The sequence below is a fragment of the Massilia solisilvae genome (assembly GCF_024753215.1).
GTDB lineage: Bacteria > Pseudomonadota > Gammaproteobacteria > Burkholderiales > Burkholderiaceae_D > Telluria > Telluria solisilvae.
In genome coordinates this window covers 71,010-88,124 of the sequence record NZ_JANUGV010000009.1, presented here as the reverse complement: position 1 = coordinate 88,124, position 17,115 = coordinate 71,010, and the positions used below count along the sequence as shown (strand labels likewise).

General features: G+C 66.2%; 16 protein-coding genes. 5 read left to right on the top strand and 11 right to left on the bottom strand.

Annotated elements, in window-relative coordinates; genetic code table 11:
* Window positions 1–226 precede the first annotated feature (226 nt).
* The 7 genes from NX773_RS22040 to NX773_RS22010 form a co-directional block, all read right to left on the bottom strand.
* A complete protein-coding gene (locus NX773_RS22040) occupies window positions 227–1,576 on the bottom strand; it encodes an ATP-binding protein (RefSeq protein WP_258858390.1) in 1,350 nt (449 codons plus the stop codon).
* On the bottom strand, window positions 1,573–2,241 hold the full coding sequence (locus tag NX773_RS22035) for a response regulator transcription factor (protein WP_258858389.1): 669 nt from the start codon (window positions 2,239–2,241) through the stop codon (window positions 1,573–1,575). Before NX773_RS22035 ends, NX773_RS22040 begins: the two co-directional genes overlap by 4 nt.
* 26 nt (window positions 2,242–2,267) lie before the next feature.
* The gene (locus NX773_RS22030) at window positions 2,268–2,996 is read right to left on the bottom strand and encodes a cytochrome b/b6 domain-containing protein (protein WP_258858388.1); all 729 of its coding nucleotides are present in this window, start codon (window positions 2,994–2,996) and stop codon (window positions 2,268–2,270) included.
* 103 nt (window positions 2,997–3,099) lie between these two features.
* Window positions 3,100–3,612, bottom strand: a complete 513-nt coding sequence (locus NX773_RS22025) for a GNAT family N-acetyltransferase (RefSeq protein ID WP_258858387.1) — start codon at window positions 3,610–3,612, stop codon at window positions 3,100–3,102.
* A complete protein-coding gene (rnk, locus tag NX773_RS22020) occupies window positions 3,609–4,112 on the bottom strand; it encodes a nucleoside diphosphate kinase regulator (protein WP_307728756.1) in 504 nt (167 codons plus the stop codon). The genes NX773_RS22025 and rnk overlap by 4 nt, the downstream gene beginning before the upstream one ends.
* Window positions 4,113–4,420: 308 nt before the next feature.
* Window positions 4,421–5,578, bottom strand: coding sequence for a catalase family peroxidase (locus NX773_RS22015; protein WP_258858386.1), 1,158 nt, complete (start codon window positions 5,576–5,578; stop codon window positions 4,421–4,423).
* On the bottom strand, window positions 5,515–6,441 hold the full coding sequence (locus NX773_RS22010; protein WP_258858385.1) for a hypothetical protein: 927 nt from the start codon (window positions 6,439–6,441) through the stop codon (window positions 5,515–5,517). The genes NX773_RS22015 and NX773_RS22010 overlap by 64 nt, the downstream gene beginning before the upstream one ends.
* 366 nt (window positions 6,442–6,807) lie before the next feature.
* Between NX773_RS22010 and NX773_RS22005 the strand changes: the two genes are divergently transcribed.
* Both NX773_RS22005 and sodC read left to right on the top strand, forming a co-directional pair.
* A complete protein-coding gene (locus NX773_RS22005; protein WP_258858384.1) occupies window positions 6,808–7,749 on the top strand; it encodes a hypothetical protein in 942 nt (313 codons plus the stop codon).
* Between the two features lie 99 nt (window positions 7,750–7,848).
* The gene (sodC, locus tag NX773_RS22000; RefSeq protein WP_258858383.1) at window positions 7,849–8,373 is read left to right on the top strand and encodes a superoxide dismutase [Cu-Zn] SodC; all 525 of its coding nucleotides are present in this window, start codon (window positions 7,849–7,851) and stop codon (window positions 8,371–8,373) included.
* An 81-nt stretch (window positions 8,374–8,454) separates the two neighbouring features.
* Here the strand turns inward: sodC and NX773_RS21995 are convergent, their stop codons facing one another.
* The 4 genes from NX773_RS21995 to NX773_RS21980 form a co-directional block, all read right to left on the bottom strand.
* The gene (locus NX773_RS21995; RefSeq protein WP_258858382.1) at window positions 8,455–8,778 is read right to left on the bottom strand and encodes a hypothetical protein; all 324 of its coding nucleotides are present in this window, start codon (window positions 8,776–8,778) and stop codon (window positions 8,455–8,457) included.
* 109 nt (window positions 8,779–8,887) lie between these two features.
* Window positions 8,888–10,510 carry a M28 family peptidase gene (locus NX773_RS21990; RefSeq protein WP_258858417.1) on the bottom strand — a complete coding sequence of 541 codons (1,623 nt, stop codon included), beginning with the start codon at window positions 10,508–10,510 and terminating at the stop codon, window positions 8,888–8,890.
* A 70-nt stretch (window positions 10,511–10,580) separates the two neighbouring features.
* Complete coding sequence (locus NX773_RS21985) at window positions 10,581–12,866, bottom strand: M28 family peptidase (RefSeq protein ID WP_258858381.1); 2,286 nt, start codon at window positions 12,864–12,866, stop codon at window positions 10,581–10,583.
* Between the two features lie 202 nt (window positions 12,867–13,068).
* A complete protein-coding gene (locus NX773_RS21980) occupies window positions 13,069–13,725 on the bottom strand; it encodes an energy transducer TonB (RefSeq protein WP_258858380.1) in 657 nt (218 codons plus the stop codon).
* A gap of 333 nt (window positions 13,726–14,058) precedes the next feature.
* On the opposite strand from NX773_RS21980, the gene NX773_RS21975 reads away from it, so the two are divergent.
* The 3 genes from NX773_RS21975 to NX773_RS21965 are packed head-to-tail and all read left to right on the top strand — an operon-like array spanning window position 14,059 to window position 17,111.
* Window positions 14,059–14,709, top strand: a complete 651-nt coding sequence (locus NX773_RS21975) for a response regulator transcription factor (protein WP_258858379.1) — start codon at window positions 14,059–14,061, stop codon at window positions 14,707–14,709.
* 6 nt (window positions 14,710–14,715) lie between these two features.
* Window positions 14,716–15,618 carry a hypothetical protein gene (locus NX773_RS21970; RefSeq protein WP_258858378.1) on the top strand — a complete coding sequence of 301 codons (903 nt, stop codon included), beginning with the start codon at window positions 14,716–14,718 and terminating at the stop codon, window positions 15,616–15,618.
* Window positions 15,615–17,111, top strand: a complete 1,497-nt coding sequence (locus NX773_RS21965; protein ID WP_258858377.1) for a sensor histidine kinase — start codon at window positions 15,615–15,617, stop codon at window positions 17,109–17,111. The genes NX773_RS21970 and NX773_RS21965 overlap by 4 nt, the downstream gene beginning before the upstream one ends.
* Window positions 17,112–17,115: the final 4 nt, after the last annotated feature.

Sequence of the window (17,115 nt, the reverse complement as noted above, 5' to 3'; positions counted from 1 at the left end):
GAAATGTTCTTGGCTGCTCTCACAGTCGAGGGAGCCGTACGGGAAGACGGCGTTCTTGCTGTGAAGCAAAACGTGGTGCGAATAGTAGATGAACATTTCCAAACGGAAAATCAGGAATGCCTTACATTGCTGTAAGGAAATGCGAAGTATGTTATTTGCAACATTTCGCGCACTGCCGGAAGGAGGGGGAATAAACGCGGCGGCCGGGTGACTGCAATGGAAACACCTAGGCCTTACTTTGGCCTGACACTTCAGCACGGAAACCGCCGAGATCGGTCGAGCGCATCGCTTGCAGCGTATAGCCGTGGACCCGGCAAATTCGCTCGCAGATCGACCAGCCCAGCCCGCTGCCGCTCTCGGCCGTGCCACTCTTCCTCGAGAAGCGCACGCCCAGTTGGCCCAGCTCTTCGATGCCAAGTCCCGGACCGCTGTCGTCGACGGATAAGGTAAAGCGGCCATTTGTTGCAGCCAGCCGGCAGGCGATGCGTGCCCCGTCCCCCGCATAGCGGACCGCGTTATCGACGAGGTTGCGCACCAGCGCTCGCAGCAAGGTTTCGTTCCCCGATACCTGGCACTGTCCGGCGCCGTCGAATTCCAGTTGCTGATGCCGGCTGATCGCTGCCGGCGCCAGTTCGCCCACGACGTCGCGGCAGACGGCTGCAAGATCAGTCGGGCCGAGTTGCGGCGCGGTGCCTGATTCCAGGCGCGACAAGGTGAGGAGCTGATTGACCAGATGCGTGGCGCGATCGCAGCCTGCCAGCGTCTGGAGCAGCGCCTGTTGCCGGACCATGCTGTCCGGCTCGCCCAGCGCAACCTGGGCCTGTGCCCGGATCGCTGCGATTGGGGTGCGCAATTCGTGTGCGGCATCCGACGTGAATCGACGCTCACTGTCGATGAGCGCGGCGATCCTGTCGAACAGGCTGTTCAGCGCGGTCACCATCGGCATCATTTCTTTCGGCAGGCCTTGCACGGACAAGGGCTCGAGCACCGCGGGACGCCGCTGCGCCAGTACGTCACCCAGCCGCTGCAAGGGCATCAGGCCGGTACGAATAGCCCACCATAGCGCCAGCGCCAATACCGGCAGCACGACAGCAAGCGGCCATAGCGCGCTGCGCAATACTGCCAGCGAGATGGCATAACGTGAATCGAGCTGTTCGCCCACGTACACCTGCACGTCGTTTTCCGCGCCGTGCGCTGCAAACACGCGCCACGTGGCGCCCGATAGGCGCACGGTCGAGAAGCCGCCCTGTCGATGCTCCCGCGCGTCGACCATGGGCTGTGCGGGAGCGTTGGCCGAACGCGCCGCCAGGCGTCCCTCATGAAAGACCTGGAAGGCCACCTTGGGTGCATAGCGGTGCAGCAGCGGCGCGTCGGCCTGACGCCCTTCGTCGCCAAAGCTGGTGGACTGCTGCACCACCAGCAGCGCCGCTGCCTGCGCAAGGTGGCTGTCCAACAGCTCATCGAGTTCGTGCTGCGCGTCGCGCCAGGTCGCGGCCAATGCGACCAGCCACGCGACTGCAACCACGCCGAGAACCAGCCGCAGCAGCCGGCCCTGGAGCGAGCCCTTTGCGTTCATGCCGCGCCGTCCTTGGCAAGCATGTAGCCCACGCCCCGCACGGTGTGAATGAGCGTTGGCCCCAGCTTGCGGCGCAGGTTATGCACGTGCACCTCGACGGCATTGCTGTCCACTTCCTGGCCCCAGCTGTACAGGTGCTGCTCCAGCTGGTCGCGCGTGAGCACGCGGCCGGCATTGAGCAGGAAGGTCTGGAGCAGGTCGAACTCCCTGCCGGACAGCGCGACCGGGGTGCCGCCTTTGGTGACCGTGCGGGCGGCCGGGTCGAGCACGATGTCCTGCGCGGCCAGGCACTCCTGCGTCTGGCCATGCGCGCGTCGCACGAGTGCGCGCAGGCGTGCCGCCAGTTCGTCCAGGTCGATGGGCTTGACCACGTAGTCGTCGGCGCCGCTATCGAGGCCGCGAATCCGGTCCGGCACCGCGTCGCGCGCGGTGAGCACCAGCACCGGCAGCGTGACCCCGGCGCGCCGGATGGCCGCGAGCACGTCCATGCCATCCTTGCCGGGCAGGCCCAGGTCCAGCACGGCGGCCGCGTATGGTTCGGCGCGCAATTCCTGTTCGGCGAGATCCCCGCTGCGCACCCAGTCCACTTGGAAGCCGCGCTGGCGAAGGCCCGCGCGCAGGCCGTCGCCGAGGAGTGCATCGTCTTCTGCAAGCAGTATTCGCATCAGATCATTGTCGCACGAAGCGTGGTTCAGTCGTCATCGTCCTTGGCGCCGTGGTGCTGGGCCGCGACCGCGTGCACCCCGATCTGCGCGGCAGGTTCGGCCTGCCACTGCCACCACCAGAATCCGAGCACCGCCGCCAGCACGACCGCGGCAAGACCGCGCCATGCCCTGCGGATGCCTTCGCCCGGCGTGCGCGGCTTGGTCCCGCTGATCATGCTGGCGACGAGGTTTTCGCGGTGCAGTACGCTGCTGAGCAGGACTGCGCCAACGTGCACGCCAACGAGGGCCAGCATGGCGCCCGCAATCGCTTCGTGCACTTCTTCGGTCCAGTGGCCGGCGATGTCGTTATAGTTGGCCCATCCGCTCGCGACCAGCAACACCGTGGTGCCGAGCAGGGCGATGATCGCCAGTGCGCCGGCCGGGTTGTGGCCGACGTGGTGCTCGGGCTGGCGCGAGAACAGTGAGCGCAGGTAGCGCAGCGCCGCGCCAGGCCCGCGCACGAATTGCGAAAAGCGCGCGTAGCGGGTGCCCGCCAGGCCCCAGATCAGGCGAAAGCCGACCAGGCCGGCCATGGTGTAGCCCAACGTGACGTGCACCACGCGCAGCGAGTCGTTTTCCGCGGTGAGGTAAGCGCCGGCGAAGCTCAGCGCCATCAGCCAGTGGACAACCCTGACCGGGGCGTCCCAGACCAGCATGCGGCTTTGCGCCGCATCGCTGGCGGGAGCGTCGGCGTGGGAAACAGATGTCGTGTTCATCGAAGACTCCTTGGTTGATTCGACAGAGAGCCAGCACTGCGTTGGCTCTTCTTGTCCACCATGCTCGGTTGGCGAGCTTAAGGAGTTCTTAACGATGGCTGCGTTACTTGTTCGATCTGAGCTGGCGCCGCATGTACACCGCGGTGCCGGGATAGGTTTGCAGATTGGCCGCTTGCGTGGTGTCCGCCGCCTCGTGCAGGACGAAGCCGTGCTGTTCCCAGAAGGGCCGCGAGCCCTGCACCGCGACCAGGGCCGCGTGCGTAAAGCCGCGCGCCAGCGCGCTGGCGACGGCAAGCTCGACCAGGTTGGAACCCGCGCCGGACCGGGCGGCGCGCCGCGAGACGGCCAGGTCGTGCAGGTAGAGCGTATCGCCACCGGGCTGCACGTGGAACAGGCCGCCGAGCGGGGTGACCCGCCCGAGCGTGGACGGGTACGCGAACAGGTAGGCGAAGAGCCCCTGTTCGTCATGCGCGACCCAGCAGAAATCGCGCGCTGCGGCAATGCGCTGCTCGACGGTCTGCCGGTCTTCGCGCAAGGCGGCGGGATAGCACTCACGCTGGACACCAAGGATTGCGGACACGTCTGCCGGGCCGGGGCTGCGATACGCGCGCGTCATTGCGCTGCCCTTCCCGTTTGCGTGTCGGCCAAGCCTGAGCCGGGCGGTGCGCATACCTCGAGCACGCGCACACGCAGGGTGTTGCCGTCGGGGCCGGGCCAATCGATCATGGCACCGGCTGAAAGTCCGAGCATGGCCGCGCCGACCGGCGAAAGGATGGAGATGCGGTCCGGTCCATCATGCATGTTGGCAGGGTAGGACAGGGTCAGGGAGAACGTTTCCCCAGACGGCTCCACTGCAAAGCGCACGCGCGAGTTCATTGTCACGACGGTCGGCGCAATTTCGTGCGGTTCGCGGATGTCCGCACGCTGCAGTTCGGCCAGTAACGCATCGCGGCTCGATGCCAGCGACGCAGGCAGCGTCTCCAGCAGTGCTTCCAGGCGGTCGAGGTCTTGCGAAGAAATGATGATGTCTGGTGTCATTTGGCAAAATGCTCCCCATGGCTGCGCGTGGCAACCATTGAATTCGTCAGAAGGCCAGATGCCGGGCTTGGCCGGCATGATCGGTCGTAGGTGGGAGGGGGCTCGGGAGTGTCGCGGAACCCGAAGGTTCTGGCTCAGGCACTCGCCGAGCCTAGAAAAGCCAGGCGAAGCCTCGCGTGGACGAAGGCGCCCGGTGCAGGTTTGCTACGCGGTTGCGGCACTGCGGACGAGCAGGGTGGACAGGTGCAATTGCACGCACGCCAAGGGGCGGCCAGGTGCTGTGCGCAAAATTGTCGGACTCGTTCACTGGAAATAGGCAGGGCTTCGTATCACCGGTTCGAGTATATGCCCTTCTGGCGAAGTGTCAACTTGCTACCCTGATTGGATCACTTGCCTTGCAGGCGGCGCGAAAACGAAACCGCGTAAGCCGGCGAGCGGAAGGTCAGGATCGGGTCGCTGGTCGCGGCGATGCCCTCGGCCATCACCAACGGGTCGTAGTTGATCTTCTCGCAGGCGCCGCCTTTTTGCGGCGTGGCGGATGACAAGGTCAACGTGCCTGCCTTGAATTCCTTGCGATCTTCCGGCCAGAGAACCGTGGGATCGGTTTCGGTGTCCCCGGGTTGGCCGATGGTCACCAGCATGTCCCAGCGCACCGGGCCCTTTTTGGCCCGATCGATCAGCGCTTGCCCCAGGAAGTCGCGCGGCATGGACGTGAGCTGCGCGTCGGTCAGCCGCTTTTCACCGTCCTGCGGCACAAAACGCCAGCGCACCAGGGTCGTCCTGTTGTTCTTGTCGATGTACTTGAAGGTGTGAATGCCGAAGTAGGCGCTATTGGCAAAGCTGACCGGCGGGTTGTGCGTCTTGAGGAACTCGGACTGCGCGCGCGCGTCGGGATGGCTGTCGAGAAAGGCTTTCACCTTTTTCGGATCGGGCTTGCCCGTTGATGGATCGGGCTTGGTGGCAACCAGGTTGTCGAAGAAGGTCTTGGGCTGCGCCGCGCCGAACATCGGCGTGTTGATCATCGTGATGTGCTGCAGCTTGTTGTCCGGCAGTCGGAATTCGAGCGCCATGCCGCGCGCGTTCAGCGTTGTGTCCGGCGCATTGGGGTTGCCGCCCGCGATGGAGAAGCGCGCGACCACCGGTACCGGCTTGCCTGAAAAGAGGGCGGACTTTGAGTAGCTGGCGGCCTGCTTGGTGCCGACAAATTCGCCGGCGGCGCACACGCCTTTGATGTGGTTGCGCCGCTCCCCGGCGTGCACGCCAAAAGTGCTTTCCAGCTGGTCCACCACTTGCGTTGCGTTCACCGCGGTTTGGGCGGACGCGCCTGTTGCCCATGCCAACAGGCTCAGCGCAAGCAGGACCAAATGCCAGACCGATCTTGATTGAAAGCGCTGCATGAAGCCTCCTTGTGGTGCGATGGCGCGGCGCCAGAATGCCACACGGTCGCGCGGCCCGTATGAGCGCACGCAAAGGAAGCTTGCTACTGCGCTTTCGTGCGCAGCGTGTGCACGGTGTTGTGCACCAGTTCGCGCACCGGCGCGCATCCCAGCTTGGCCAGCTCCTGCACGCTGCGTGTCTTGCCCGCCTCCTGCGCGACCAGGTAGCCGAGATAGTAGCCGCGCCGTGCCGGCAGAGAGGTCTTGTCGCCCGCACGCAGGAACAGGCCGGAATAGCTTTCGCTGTCCTTGTTGTCGAGCACCTGTTCAAGCTGCGCCAGCGCGGCGGGCAGCACGGCCGCGGTGCGGTCGGCCATGTGGTCCGGGATCTCGAGCAGCAGCTGGTCGTTGTCCGCCCCCGGGTTCAGCACCTTCGAAACGTACACCGCCAGCCCTTCGCGCCACAGCGACACCCAGTTCGCCTCGTCGCATTCGTTCATCGCGCTGTGATAGGTGTGGAACAGCTCGTGGTGGAAGAACGGGCTGTCGCTACCTGCGCCGTGATACTTGACCATGCCGTCGATGCCAAAGATCAGGTAGTCCTTGCCGCCGATCCGGCGAATGCCGCCATCCATTTCGCCCAGGGAGTGCACCACATAGATTTCGTGGTTGGAGACGAAATCGGGAAAGGTGGCCTTGAAGCTGGCGATATTCTTCGGTAGCTCGGTCTCGAAATTGCGGGCCTTGACCAGGTAGCCCTCGCGAATTGCCGGGAAGTCGTCGATGGCGCGCTGGATTTTGGCGTCCTGCTTTTCCTGCGTGACGGAGCCGTTGAAACGCGCGATCTCGTAAAAGCCGGGAAAGCCGGGCGCGACACGGGCCTTGAATTGCGCCAGCTGCTCGGCTTTGGGCTTGTCCCTGACGACGTCCCAGAACTGGACGAAATCCATCGACACGTTGTGCACGACCGGCTCGGCGGCGTGGACAAGGGGGGACAGGGTAGCAGCAAGAGCCAGCAAGGTACGGCGCATCGATTTCTCCGCGGTGGTAAGGCTGGCAATGTTGCCATGCGCGAAGCGCGCGCCGCAAATGCGTGTGGCATGCATATTTGCTAATACGCCACACCGGTGCTTGCCCTGGTGCGTGGGGCAAGCGGGCCGTTGGCCAGATATCGCCGCCGGTGGCGAGTTTCAGCGCAGAAAAGTCGGCGAAATGTTTATTTAGCGGAAGAATGTGAATCGATTTTGAGCGTGCAGGCGGAAATGTTGACATTTCTACCGCTACCGATCAGTATGCCTCACTAACGTCGTTCAACTTCCCTACAAGTCGTGTCACGCAAAAAGAACAGTCGTCAATGGGCCAGGCTCCGGATCCTCTGCTCCACGGGACTGCCGTTGATGACCATCGTGCCGGATGCGTTTGCGCTGGTGCGCGAGCTCATTCCCAACGCGGCCGCAACTTTGTTCCTGCGTGCCGAGGCGGGTGACGCGACCAGCGCGGAGCCGCCGCTCGACGACGCGCCGACGACGGTCCTGCCGCCGCCCAACGGCTACTACTTCAGCGATGCCGTGAACTTTGGCCCGGTGCGGCGCCACGACTACGAGTTCGTGCTCGAACGCGCACTCGACCGTGGCGGCGAGTCGCTGGGATCGGTCACCCTGCTGCGCAACGTGGGGCCGGATTTCGACGCGCACGACGACGAGGACCTGGGGCGCGTGGCCACCTATTTCGAGCATGCCCAACGCAATGCGCTGGCGCCTGCGACCGGCCTGTCCGGGGTCATCGAGGATGAGGCGATGCTGCTGGCCACGACCAGCGGCCAGATCCTGTTCCTGAGCGATTCCGCGGGCGCGCTGCTGGACCAACTGGCGTCGCAGGAGCAGCAGGTCTTCGACCGCCGCATGCTGCCGCCGTTCTGCCAGCGGCTGGTGGAGTCGGTGGTGTACGGCGACCGCTACCCGTGGCGCCTGCCGTCGTGCACGCTGGCGCTGGCCGGCGGCGCGCTCGAGGCGCGGGCGCAGTGGATGGGGGCGGGCGGGGTGCCGCTGGCTACCGCGCTTGACCCGGCCCACAGCCGGACGGTCGGCATCTTCCTCAAATTTGTCGTTCCCATGTCGCTGCGCATCTGGCGCGCCCTCAATACGGTCGAGCTGTCCCCGCAGCAGATGGAGGTCGCGTACTGGATGGGCGTAGGCGGCGGCCGCGAAGCCGCACGCGCGCGCATGGATGTGAGTGATGCCGTGCTGCGTGACTGTGTGAAAGCGGTCTACGAGAAATTCGGCTGCACATCGGAGGCAGGCTTGCTCGCCATCCTGCGCCCGGCCGTCTCGCGAATGTAAAACAAAGTCCCATTACTATCCCCCATTGATGGGGATAGATTACACAAAGTTAGAAAATTACTATTTCCTCTTCAATTGTGCGATGGAGGGGGATCAGAGATGAAGAAGCAATGGATTGCTGCTGCTACGGCATGGGTGTCGGCGCTGGCGGTGGCTGCGTCGCCTGAGCTGCACGTGCCGATGTCGGTGCTGACCGACAGCGGCACCGGCGCCTCGGCCGGCAGCGTGACGATCACCGAAACGCCGCATGGCGTCGTGTTCACCCCGGCGCTGACCGGGCTGCCGCCGGGCATGCACGGCTTTCACGTGCACGAAGTCGGCAACTGCAATGCGGGGGTGAAAGATGGCAAGTCGGTAGCAGGCCTGGCTGCGGGCGGCCACTACGACCCGGCAGGCAGCAAGCACCACGGGCTGCCGTGGGGCGATGGCCACCTGGGTGACCTGCCGGCGCTGTACGTGGATGTGTCGGGCAACGCCAACATGCCGGTGCTGGCGCCGCGCCTGAAGCTGGCGGACGTGAAGGGCCGCGCGCTGATGGTGCACGTGGGCGGCGACAACCACTCGGATCATCCGGCGGCGCTGGGCGGTGGCGGTGCGCGCCTGGTGTGCGGCGTGATCCAGTAGGCCGTACTACAGACCTGAAACACATCGTCCCGGCTTGCGCCGGGACGACGGTTTTTTGGGGAGCCACCGATGCGAGGGGGCTTATTTGCCCTTGCACTCTTCCACGATGGCTTGCTTGATTTCCTTGAGCATCACCGCCCGCTCCTCCGGCCCGCCGGCCGGCTGTCCCGACACGTAGGCCATCGGGCAGCCCATCTTGTCGGCATCGGCCACGTACTTTTCCAGCATCTTGATGGTCTGGCGCCACCCCGCGCATGCTTGCGGCGTGGCCTTGTCCGCCTTTTGCAGCTCGGCGGTCTTGGCCTCGATCGGCTTGGACAAGGCTTCGCACTGCGCCTGCTTGGGGGTTGCGGCGGCATAGGTCGAAGCGGTCATCATCAAGAGTGAAGCAATCAGCAGGCGCATCGGGAAACTCCAGTTCGGGTTGAAACCGCCGATTTTCCCAGCCGGGAGTGGCTGAAAACAGCCCTCCCGAGGGGGGAATAACAAGCCCGGCGCGGGGCCGGGCCGTGGATCAGTTCGAACCGGCGCGCGCCTTCCCGAACGGGTCACCCGCCTTCCAGGCCGGCATCTTCGGCGCATTGGCGACCGCCTGCCCCAGGTTCAGCGTGAACTGGGCCTGCTGCACCATGCCCGACAGGTCCCAGCTCGGGTCATACTCGTCGGTCACCTGGTGGTAGCGCGCGGCATAGGCCTTGGCCTTGGCGTTGTTCGCCTCCACGTCCTTCACCCAGGCGTGGCCGCCGCCCACCGAGAACGCCGGAATGCCCGCCTTGGCAAAGCTGAAGTGGTCGCTGCGGAAGTAGCCGCCCGACAGGTCCGGCTTGGCCGGCGCCGGCACCAGGCCCATCGCCTTGGCGGTGGCGGCCGCCATCGCGCCCAGGTCGGTACGCTCGCTGCCCTGCACGCCGATGTCCTTGGTCGTGCCCACGAAATTCAGGCTGTCCAGGTTCAGGTTCGCCGCCGTTTTCGCCGCAGGCCAGAGCGGGTTGGCAGCGTAGGCCGCGCTGCCCAGCAGGCCCTGTTCCTCGGCCGCCACCCACAGGAACATCTGGCTGCGCTTGGCCGGCGTGCGCACGGCTTCCTGCGCCATCGCCAGCAGGCCCGCGGTGCCCGATGCGTTGTCCACGGCGCCGTTCCAGATGTTATCCTTGGCGTCGCCGTATTTGCCCATGTGGTCCCAGTGTGCGCTGTAGATCACGACTTCGCTCTTGAGCTTGGGATCGGTGCCCGGCACGATCCCGGCCACGTTGTACTCGTTTAGCTTGCGCACCTCGGCGCGGGTCTCGCCCTTCACGCGCGCGCCCAGCGGCACCGGCTTGAACGACTTGTCCTCGGCTTGCGCGCGCAGCTTGTCCAGGTCAAAGCCGGAAGCGGCGAACAGCTTGCGCGCCGTGTCCTCGGTCATCCAGCCCTCCATGCCGGGCTCCATCTCGCCCTCGGCCAGCTGGAAGCGTTCCGTCATCCAGCTGTTCTGCACCACGCTCCAGCCATACGAGGCCGATGCGGTGGTGTGGATCAGCAGCACGCCGGCGCACTTGTGGCGCGCCGCTTCCTCGAACTTGTAGGTCCAGCGGCCGTAATAGGTCAGGCCCTTGCCATTGAAGCGGTTCGGCTCGGCGTCGGTCGGCTGCGGGTCGTTGACCATCACCACCAGCACCTTGTTGCTGCAGTCCAGTCCCTTGAAATCGTCCCAGCCTTCTTCTGGCGCGGTGATGCCGTAGCCGGCGAAGACCAGCTCGTGGTCCATCTGATGCACCGGCTGCGTGTCGCCCGGCGCCCATACCCAGTCGGTGCCGAAGGTGAGCGGCAGCGCCTGGCCACCAGCGACGATCGACACGTTGCTCTGCGCCGGCGCCGACTTCACGCCGGCGATCTTCACCGGCTGGCGGTAGCTGCTGCCGTTGGCCGGTTGCAGCCCGATCGCCATCGCCTGCGCTTCGAGGTAGTTGACGGTCAGTTCGCCGCCGCGCTGGCCGGTGCCGCGGCCTTCGAGCGCGTCGGAGGCCAGGAAGGCGAGATGGGCGCGCAGCGGCGCTTCGTGGACGACCGGGCCGGCCGCGACCTTGGCGGCATGTGCCGGGAACGCCATCGCCAGGCTGGTGGCCAGGACGGCGGAGGTGAGCATCTTCTGCATGGGATCCTGCGGTAGTTGATGGTTGGTCTGGCGCACGGATGAGTGCGCCGGATCATTGTATTTCATTTCCCTATCGAAACCACAGGATGTCGGACGTGACGGTCTGGCCCGTCATCGGGATGTAGGCTTTCTTCGGGCGCGCCGCCGGCAGCGCCTGTTCCGGCACGCCGGGGATGCGCTCTTCCACGTGCACGCGCAGCAGCGGGTCGCCCACCAGGTCGAATGCGAAGTGCAGGGTCTGGCCGCCCATGCCGTACATCGACAGTGACCAGCCGCGGATCTGGTCGTCGTTGGAGAGCTCGCGCCCGTTGACCAACGCCCGCCACGGTTTGCCGCCCTGTAGCCGCATCTCGATATTGGGCGCGCTGTTCTTCGAGGTGAGGTCGAATGCAATGTGCCGGGGACTGGCTTCGTTCTTGAGCAGCAGCGCGTACGGGAACTCGACGCCGGTGCGTGCCGCACGCGCATACCACAGGTCGTCGCTGTCCCAGCCGAACACGTCGATCAGGCGCCGCCGTTTTGGCTGGCCCGCGAACATCCGGCGCGACCAGTCGTCGAGCTCGGGCTCGGGCGAGAGCCACCATTCGCTCCACGTCGGCATGTCCTTGTAATAGACCAGCGGGTTGGGGCGCAGCGGGTCGGGCGGCGGCGTGCTGGCGCTGCCCGGCAGCGCGAGCGCGGCCGCACCCGCGAGCACGATCGCGCGCGCGGGCAGGCGCCGTGCGGCGACCGCAAGTAGCGGCAGGGCCAGACCCAGGAAGATGGCGAACAGCCACAGCGGAATGTGGACCCGGAAAGGGGTAGGCATCGAATACGCGTCGCGCGCGGCAGGAACCAGCAGGGCCACCGCCGGCACCAGGCCGGCCAGCAGCAGCGCCACGCGCGCCGAAGAGGGCAGGGCACGCACCCACGGCGCGTGCAGTGCGGCCAGCGCGAGTGCCGCGCCGATGATCGGCCACGCCAGCAGGCAAGTGGCGCCTGGCGCGGCCCAGCTGGCGACCGCCAGCACGACGGCCAGCCACGCGAGCGCGCCGAGCGAGGCAGCCATGGCGCCGATGCGTGCGCGCAGCCTGCGCTGCAGCGCAATGAACACGGCCGCTGTCAGCGCAGCGGCAGCGCCCATGTAACGCAGCCCGCCGTCGCCAGGTCCCGCCAGCGCAACCATCTGGGCAAGCGCGCCGTGCAGCCCGTCCAGGTAGAACAGCGCGAGCGGGACACCGGCGCTGAACGCATAGCCGAAGGCGCCCTTGGCGATGTCCACCGCCTCCACCTGCGACTGCTGCATCGCCAGCAGGCACACGCCGAACACCAGCAGGCAGGTGATGCGCGTGACCGGCCAGATGCTGTCTGCCGGGTAGTGCAGCATGCCCAGCAGGGGCAGCGCAAACCAGACCTGGTCCGGTTCGGCCGTGGTGCTGGCCGCCGGGCTGCCTGCCAAGGTGCGGACCAGTGCCAGCATGGTCTCGCCCTCGTGCTGCAGGGTGGCGCGGTCGAACAATTGCGGCGTGTCGAAAATGCCGAGTCGTCCCGCCACAGCCGCGAACTGCAGGAGCGGTGCGGCGAGCGAGGCCAGCGGACCCGTGGCGGGCGCCATCGGCATCAGGTTGGATACCTCGCGCATGAACGACGATCCACGCGGATTCGGGCCGGCCGACCATGCCGCGATGGCCATGCCGGCGTTGCCATGCACGTGCTGCAGGATCGCCGGGCCGCGGTTGCCGAGGTCGCGAAACCGCAGCGTCTGGCCCACCTGCCGCGCCAGCGGATGCTGTTCGGCGAACGCCTGCTCGCCCAGCGCGCCGATATTGTCGCCGTCGGCGAACAGGAACACGGTGTCGCCTGCCAGCGGCGGGCCTGCACGCAGCGCGCGCAAGGTCTCGAGCATGGCGGCACTCGCTACCGCATCGGACGCGCCGAAGGTATCGGCGGCGCTGTCGTAGTGCGAAGCGACCAGCAGCGGCGCACGGCCGCGCGCCGCACCGGGCAGGCGCGCGATGACGTTGTGGACGGTGGCAAGCGTGACATGGACGTTGTGGTGGTTGTCCATGCTTTGCCGCTGGACAGTCGCGGTCTGCACTTGCGGGTCCAGGCCCATCGAGCGCAGTGCAGCGACGAGATAGGCGCGGGCACTGGCGTTCATGGGCGAGGCGACGGGGCGCGGGGTGCGCGCCAGTTCGCGCACGTGGGTGAACGCGCGCGCCGCCGAAAAGCGTTCGGGTGGCGCGCTGGCGCTGGCGGGCGGTGGCAGGGCGGCCGTGGCCAGGCAAGCCCAGGCCAGGGCGCATACGGCTGCCACGGCCGCAACGCACCCCGCCACGCCGGGGCATTCCGGCAGGGCTGAGTCAGTGGTCTCCAATTGTTTTTCTCTCTCTCTTTTTGTCGTAGTTCGGCTGGGACAGCGGGTGTTGGGTGTGCACCTCCTTCACGCAGGATTGGCTGCGCTATCACTGGTTGGACGCGTGGGCAGGAAGACCTGCCCATCCTGCGGGGCAAACAAAAAAATGCCCGCCAGGCTGAGGGAGGGCGGGCAAAGAGGGGAAAGGTCAGGCGTTACGCAGTTATTCGAGCTTCCAGTCGTAGGCGATCTGGGCCCAGCCGGCTTCGGCCTGGCCGCTGTTCATGGCCGGCTTGAATTTGCACAGGCTCAGCGCGTTCACCGCGGCGCGGTCCAGTTCACGGTGGCCGCTCGAATGCTCGATGCGCGATTGCTGCACCCGGCCGTCCGCGCCGATCAGCAGGGCCAGCGTGGTGGTGCCGGTGTCGCCGTTGCGCAGCGAGGTAACGGGATACTGCGGGGTGGCGCAGCCCTCGGCCATCACCGCGGTGCGCATCGCGCCGGTGTTCTGCGACGGCTGGGCCGGCGGCGCTTCTGCCTGCTGGGCCGGGGCCGGTTCGGCGGGCGCCGGGTCCGCCTGGGTGGTCGCCTGCATCGGCGGCGGGTCCTGCGGCGGCGGTGTCTCCACTTCCACGCGCGGCACCACCAGCTCCGGCGGCGCGACGCGCGGCATCGGCCGGGGCGGCTCGGGCGGCGGCGGCGGAGCTGGCACCTCCGGCTGCAGCATCACCATGATGTCTTCGGGGACGGTCGGCATCTTGATGTGCCGGGTGTTGATGCTGTGGATGAAGACGGTCGCCACGAGGACGTGGAGGCCGGCGACAACGGCCATCTTGGTTGCCTTGCTGCCGGTACCGTTGTTCAGGTGCGAGAAGTGCATGGCGTTCTCCTTTTCTTGTTGTGCTCGGTGGCGGGCCTGGTGGGGCTTGAGCGTCTTTTTGTCGTCGGATCGGAGTTGCTTTTCTTTTCGATGGAATCAATGTATTCCATGTGCTAGCAATTTGCAACTCCAATTCTTAGCAAAATTTGTTTCTAATCGTAGTCGCTGTACGAGGGATTAAGGGCGGGGAAGCCTTGGCCGGGCTACTCGCGCGCCAGCTCGTTGTATGAAATAATCACCCCAGGGCCGCCCGGGTTTCGGTGTGATGGCACACATAGCTTCCAGAGATTGGTAAGCGGATGTAACGGGCGGCGCGCGCCACAGGAGAGAAAAGTGCAAGCAGAGCAAAAACCGATCCGCGTGATGCTGGCGGACGACCATCCCATCGTCATGACCGGCTTTGCCATGTCGCTTTCCGGGCACGGCATGGACGTGGTTGGGCAGGCCAAAACGCCGGACGAGGCGGTGGCCATGTACGGCGAGCTCCAGCCGGACGTGCTGGTGCTCGACATTCGCTTTGGCACCGAGCTGACCGGCCTGGACGCGGCCCAGCAGATCCTGAAGGCGCACCCGGGCGCAAGGATCGTGTTCCTGTCCCAGTTCGATCAGGACAGCCTGATCAAGGAGACCTATCGCCTCGGCGCGCACGCGTTCGTGACCAAGGATTGCGACCCGGCCGACCTGGCAACGGCGGTGCGCCACGCGCATGAGGGCAAGCTGTACTTCCTGCCGCAGATCGCCGAACGGCTGGCCAGCCTGGCAGTGCGTGGCGACGTGTCGCCGCAGTCGCAGCTGGACGAGCGCGGGCTCGAGATCTTCAAGCTGATGGCCGAGGGCCTGACCAACGCCGAGATCGCGGAAAAGCTGAACCTGTCGACCAAGACCATCAGCAACATCAGCCAGGCGGTCAAGGAAAAGCTGGGCGTGCACCGGCCGGCCTACATCACCAAGCTGGCCGTCAAGCACGGCCTGATCGAGCCGTAAGCGCCGATGGCCGGGGCGGCAGCCAGCGTTCGCAGCATCCTTGCCGCCTTTGCGCTGGCGCTTGCCGCCGGCGCGCAGGCCGCGCCGCGCGATGAAGCCGTCAGCGGCTACCGCTTCCAGATCGTCACTGCCGACAACGGTACGGTCACGCGGCGCATCGTGGATGACCTCTACAAGCGGCTGGCGCCGATCTTCGCCGTGTTTCGCACCGAGCTGGCGCAGCGGCGCCGCATGCTGGTCGTCACCGTGGGCCCGGCGGCGCTGCACGACATCGTCAAGCGCGACTGCGACTGCGCGGTGATCTCGGCGTTCACGTCGAGCCAGGTGTACCGCTCGGTGCTGTCCAGCGTGCCGCCCGCGCGCGCCGCCGCCATGACCGCCGTGTATGCCGAGCCGGCGCCGGCCGACCAGTTGCGCCTGGTCTCGCTGTTGTATGGCCGCCCGGTGCGCGTGTCCGCGATCCTCGGGCGCGACACCGGCTTTCTCAAGCCCGTTCTGGAAGGGCAGGCCGAGGTGCAGGACTTTGCGCCCGGAGACGACATCAATCGCATCCTGTCGCGCATCGCGCAAACCGAGGTGCTGCTGGCGCTGCCCGACAGCGAGGTGTACAACACCGAGAGCATCCGCAACATCCTGCTGTCGACCTATCGTCACAAGCAGGCGGTGATCGGTTTTTCGGCCGACATGGTCAAGGCCGGCGCGCTGGCCACCACGTATTCGGAGGTCGAGGACGTGAACGCGCAGGTGGCCGAAATGGCGGCGGCCTATGTGGCCACCGGCGTGCTGCCGCCGCCGCAGTTCCCGCGTTACTTCCGCACCGTCGTCAACGAGGGTGTGGCGCGCTCGCTCGACGTGCGCGTGTCCAGCGACGTGCGCAACTTCGCGCGCGCGGCGCCGCGCCAGCCATGAAGCTGATGTTCTGGCGCAGCTGGAGCATCGGCCGCCGCATGGCCGTCATCACCATGCTGCCGGTGGCGCTGCTGTTCACGTCGTTCGTGTGGTATTCGTGGTATTCGCACCGCGCCCAGGTGGCGGAGGAACTGGCCGAGCGCGGGCGCATCCTGGCCACGGCGCTGGCCGAAACCAGCGAGTACAACCTCATCTCGGGCAACCTGTCCGACCTGCGCCTGACCATCAACGGTCTGGTCCAGTCGGACAAGAGCATCTACCGCATCGACGTGGTGGACGCCAGCGGCAAGCGCGCTGTGGGCGTGGTTTCGGAATCTGCCGCCGAGGCGGAGCCGCGCTACTTCGAGGCGCCGATCAAGAAGCAGATCGTGTGGATCAACCTGTTCTCGGACAACGGCACGCCGCACGTCAGCGCGTCCAGCGACTCGCGCCCGCCCACGCTCACCACCGAAGTCGTCGGCTGGGTGCGGGTGACCATGTCGCCGTCGCTGATGATGGCCAAGCAGGCGCACCGCTTCCGCATCGAGCTGGCGATGGCGGCGCTCGGCCTGGCCGCGGCCGGTGCGCTCGCGTTCTTCCTGGCGCGCAGCCTGACCGTGCCGCTCAAGGAGGCGATCGGCACACTGCGCCAGATCCGCGGCGGGAATTACCGCGTCAACCTGCCCGTCACCACCGGCGGGGAGGTAGGCGAGCTGCAGGCGTCGATCGGCGAGATGTCGGTGGCGCTGGACGAATCGAAGAAGGACCTGGAAAACAAGGTGGCCGAGCGCACGCGCGACCTGGTCGCCTCGCGCAACGAGGCGCTGCGCGCCAACGACGAAAAGCGCAAGCTGATCCAGAAGGTCAATGCCATCATCGAGGAAGAGCGCAAGGGCATCGCGGTCGAGATCCACGACGAGCTCAATGCCTCGCTGATCGCCGTGCGGCTGGAAGCGCAGGCCATCGCAGCGGTGGCGTCGAGGGCGCCGGCCGGGCCCGAGGTGGAGCAGATCAGGCAGAAGGCGCAGGCGATCACCAAGCTGGCGCTGGACCTGTATGCCAACGGCCGGCGCATCGTGCGCCGCCTGCGGCCCGAGGTGCTGGACATGCTGGGCCTGCACGGCGCGGTGGAAGAGATGCTGCGTCATTACGACAGCTCGCGCACCAGCTTCTCGTTCCACTCCGAAGGCGACTTTTCCAAACTGGGCAACGAACTGGCGATCTCGGCCTACCGCATCGTGCAGGAGGCGCTGTCGAACGTGATGAAGCACTCCGGCGCGACCTCGGCGCAGGTGTCGCTGATCCTGTCCGAACCGAAGCGCGAGCTGCACATCGAAGTGGCCGACAACGGCGCCGGGTTCGACACGAAGAGCGCGTCCGAGGGCATCGGCATCATCGGCATGCGCGAGCGCGTCGATGCGCTGGGCGGCAGCATCGTGGTGCATTCGAGCCCAGGCAAGGGCACCGTTGTTGCGATCTCGCTGCCACTGCAGGGCGCAACTGCGGTATCGTAGAGCC